The sequence below is a fragment of the Mycobacterium sp. genome (genome assembly GCF_032161845.1).
GTDB lineage: Bacteria > Actinomycetota > Actinomycetes > Mycobacteriales > Mycobacteriaceae > Mycobacterium.
The window spans coordinates 1-3,456 of record NZ_JAVRQA010000497.1; the positions used below are offsets into that span (position 1 = coordinate 1).

At 62.9% G+C, this 3,456-nt stretch carries 4 protein-coding genes; 3 read left to right on the forward strand and 1 reads right to left on the reverse strand.

What is annotated here, in order from left to right; translation table 11 throughout:
* On the forward strand, nt 1-344 hold a 344-nt coding region (locus QOD90_RS27440; RefSeq protein WP_526355023.1), incomplete at its 5' end, for a YaeQ family protein.
* A gap of 336 nt (nt 345-680) precedes the next feature.
* Here the strand turns inward: QOD90_RS27440 and QOD90_RS27445 are convergent.
* Nucleotides 681-1,805 (reverse strand): FAD-dependent oxidoreductase, encoded by a 1,125-nt coding sequence (locus tag QOD90_RS27445; RefSeq protein WP_526355025.1) that lies wholly within the window; start codon nt 1,803-1,805, stop codon nt 681-683.
* Nucleotides 1,806-2,324: 519 nt separating this feature from the next.
* Between QOD90_RS27445 and QOD90_RS27450 the strand changes: the two genes are divergently transcribed.
* Both QOD90_RS27450 and QOD90_RS27455 read left to right on the forward strand, forming a co-directional pair.
* Nucleotides 2,325-2,975 carry an HD domain-containing protein gene (locus tag QOD90_RS27450; protein WP_526355027.1) on the forward strand — a complete coding sequence of 217 codons (651 nt, stop codon included), beginning with the start codon at nt 2,325-2,327 and terminating at the stop codon, nt 2,973-2,975.
* Between the two features lie 211 nt (nt 2,976-3,186).
* A partial coding sequence (locus QOD90_RS27455; RefSeq protein WP_526355029.1) for a catalase occupies nt 3,187-3,456 on the forward strand: 270 nt, incomplete at its 3' end.

The window sequence follows — 3,456 nt, forward strand, 5'->3', positions numbered from 1 at the left end:
CTGGCGTACCGGACTTGCGGCTCGCCGACTACACGGGCCGGATCCTGGAGTGGATCAACGTGGGCCAGCCCGATGAACGCGCCTTGAGCAAGGCAGCCAGCCAGGCCGAACAGGTGCTGCTGTTCCCGTTCGCCGCCGGAGCGGCCACCTGGTGGCGCACCGTCGGCCCCAAAGTGGCGGGGCTGCCGAACCTGTCGGTGGTGCAGATACCGAACGCACCGGTGCAGCAACTGGCCCAGACTGTCGATCGACGGGTCGCGGCGCAGGTGATGGTGATGGAAGGTCAGGTGACGATGACCGTGGGCAGTGTCGACGTCACCTTCACGCCCGAGCCATTGGAGTGAACGTCTGAGCCCGAGGTGCTAGTCGATAGCGTTAGCGCCATGGACGCTGACGTCATCGTCATCGTCATCGTTGTCGGGGCTGGCCTCGTCACCGCGGGATCAAGGCCACAATCCTGATCGTCGAGCCCAGTCTAGAATTCACCCTCGGCTTTTCGAACAGCGCCAGCGGCGAGAGGTTCTAGTTCTCGACGATCAGGAAATCTTGTCGCGCATATGCAGGATTCGAATATGCAGGGTTACCAGTAAGCTCGCCGTGTTCTTCTGATGAACTATCAGACATTCATCTCCTACTCGCGGACCCTCCGTGACCGTGCCGCAACTGACTGTGGTCTTTCCTTAGCGCAGGTGGTGGCGAAACAAGTCGACGACGCTGTGCGGGGCGTCGTCGCCGAAGAAGCGCAGCAGATTGTCTGCACTCTGGGCGGCGGTCTCTGCGCTGCGCGGGAACAGCGCACTCTCATAGGCCGCGATCGCGCGCTCGATGTGGATGGGTTCTGCGACAACGTGTTTGGCGATTTCTGCGGCGTCGAACATGGCGAGGTTGGCGCCCTGTCCGGTGAACGGGGACATGAGGTGCGCTGCATCGCCGAGCAAGGTCACCCCGGGCACTGGGTCCCATCGATGACCGGTGGGCAGCGCATAGATGGGCCGCAGGACGGGACTTCCCACGTTCTCCGCTACCAGATCGGTCAGCGCAGACGCCCAGCCGTGGAAGCGGCGAGCCAGCAGGTTTCGCACAGCCGCGTCGTCTGCGGTGTCGAATGACTCAACCCACTCCTGCGGCTCGTTGACCGCAACGTATCCGCTCAGTGTGCCGTCCGCATTGTGGTGGACCAGGATGCCCTGTCCCGGCTCTACGGCCATGAGTGTCCCGCGACCGATGACGGCTTGGCTTCTCGGCGATAGCCGATGGCCGCTAGGTGACTGAATTGTGACGAAGCAGGTGCCGGTGTAGACGGGTTCGACATCGGAGACCGCTCGTCGCACCGTCGACCATGCGCCGTCGGCGCCCACAACCAACTCCGGTGCTATCGAGGAGCCGTTGCCGAAGAAAACCACGGGCCGGTCGTTGGTGGCAGCCACTACACGGGCCGCCTTATGTCCCCAGCGGACCGTGCCGGCTTGCAACGAGTCAATCAGCATGTGCCGCAGGTCGCCGCGGTCTACTTCAGGCCGAGCGCCGACCGTGCCTCCCGGCCGATCGAACAACACCCGGCCTTGTGAATCTACAACGCGTTTCGCGTCCTCGGCAGGGCGGATGAGTGCACGAAAGGAGTTGTAGAGACCGGCATCCCGCAAGGCCACCTGTCCGGTGTGCTCCTCGATGTCGAGCAGACCGCCCTGTCCACGCATCTCCGGCGAGGCCTCGGCTTCATAGACCGCTGCGGGGACACCGTGACGGTGCAGCGTGCGGGCGAGAACGAGGCCACCGAGACCGGCACCGACGATGGCAATAGACATAAGTGCTCAGCGCTCCTCTGCTGCGGCCCGACGGCGAGTCAGGCTCTTTGCTGGAAGACGCTGGGCAGCTGAATGCGGGCTCAGCAGCCGTGTCGACGACCGCGTGCGCGATCGCTTTTCGCGATAGTGGCACGTTAACCCGTACGAGCAGCTTCGTACAAGCGGCTACGCCGGATCTCATCCTGACAGCAAAGGGGAACCTTGCGGCGACTCCCCCGCCGACTCAGTGATAGTCGCCGGCGACCGGTGTCTCTCCTCCCCCGCAACATCTCGACCGACTCGGCGGCAGATTGCAGCTAGCAGGTATGCCGGTTGCATGGCAGCGGTAGCGACATCGCGGGTCGTGGGTGTGACGATGACCAAACGAAAGTAAGCCGTGATCACACCGCGGGCCCGCTCTAAGGGGCGCAAACGTGGGGCGTGCCTAGACCGGGAATGTGGCGGCACCACAGTTGCCTCCCCGCCGACTCCCGAAACTGGGCGCACAACTCGATAAGTCGCTGATTCCAGGAGTTGCACATGTCTACCACTGCGGCCGACACCATCGCCGGCGTCGTCATCCCCAACACCGAGCTGGTACGCGAGATCACCGCCTTCGTCAGGGACACCGAGGATGATTTGCTTTTCGATCATTCGCGGCGGGTGTTTCTGTTCGGCGCGCTGCAGGGCCGGCGCCGCGGACTGCAGCCGGATCTAGAACTGCTCTACGCCGGAGCCATGTTTCACGATGTCGGGCTCACCGAGACCTACCGCACTTCCATGTTGCGCTTTGAGGTCGACGGCGCCAACACGGCGCGCGACTTCCTGCTCGATCACGGTGTCGGCGAAGCTGACGCCCGGAAGGTCTGGTTGAGCATCGCGTTGCACACCACACCCAATGTGCCCGAATTCCTGGATCCGGAGATTGCTTTGGTCACCGCCGGTGTGGAGACCGACGTGCTGGGTATCGACCGTCAGGCGCTGTCCCCAGAGGCGCTTGATTCAGTCACCGCCGCCCATCCACGACCAGACTTCAAGCGCCGGATACTGCGAGCGTTCAACGACGGCAACAAACACCGCCCGGACAGCACTTTCGGCAATGTCAACGCTGACGTACTCGGGTATTTCGACCAATCGTTCGTCCGCGAAGATTTCGTCGACATCATCCTCAACAACAGCTGGCCCGAGTGAAATGCTCTCCAACAGCACCTATTTGAGCTTGCCGGAGCGGAACCGTCCGGCGGGTAACAAGCCGCAGCCGCGGCCACCAGCGCATCCAGTGTCCAGATCTGTGGACTACCTGTCGCTATTCATGCTGTAGCGATGACCCCCGCTCAGCGAGATTGTAATCAACCGAACTAGGCAGTCCCTACAACTCGACCCCACCACCACGGAGATGAAGATGGCATTCGAAGAAAACACCCAACCGTTGACCACCGCCGCGGGTGCGCCCGTTGTGGACAACCAGAACAGCATGAGCGCCGGCCCGCGGGGTCCGCTGCTGTTGCAGGACCTGTGGCTGATCGAGAAGCTCGCCCACTTCGCCCGCGAAGTCATCCCCGAGCGGCGCATGCACGCCAAGGGGTCGGGTGCCTTCGGCACGTTCCGCGTCACGCACGACATCAGCCAGTACACGAAAGCGGCAATCTTCAGCCAGGTCGGCAACAGCTGT

Excerpts from the sequence above, each read along its gene's own strand:
- QOD90_RS27445 (WP_526355025.1), bottom strand. The coding sequence starts at position 1,805 with ATGTCTATTGCCATCGTCGGTGCCGGTCTCGGTGGCCTCGTTCTCGCC.
- QOD90_RS27450 (WP_526355027.1), top strand. The coding sequence starts at position 2,325 with ATGTCTACCACTGCGGCCGACACCATCGCCGGCGTCGTCATCCCCAAC.